The 299-nt window shown below is 42.8% G+C and carries 1 pseudogene; it reads left to right on the plus strand.

The window, feature by feature from the left end:
- Positions 1-299, plus strand: a pseudogene (locus AC0IW9_RS30525) (ubiquinone-dependent pyruvate dehydrogenase); the annotation flags it as partial.

The raw sequence follows: 299 nt of genomic DNA on the forward strand, positions 1-299 counted from the left end.
TAAATTCGGAGAAAAAAATAATGCTTTACTGTGGTATTGGGGCGGCACAAGCTCATGATGAGGTGATTCAGCTTGCGGCGAAATTGAAGGCGCCTGTAGGGTTTTCATTTCGTGGTAAAATGAGTATTCAATATAACAATCCATATGAAGTTGGCATGACGGGCCTGCTCGGCCAGCCATCTGGTTACCATGCCATGCATGAAGCTGATGTGGTTTTGCTTTTAGGCACCGATTTTCCCTACGTAAATTTCATGCCTGTAAAAAATAAAATAGTACAGATAGATGAAAGTCCGGAACGC

The sequence above is a fragment of the Belnapia sp. AC561 genome (genome assembly GCF_979252845.1).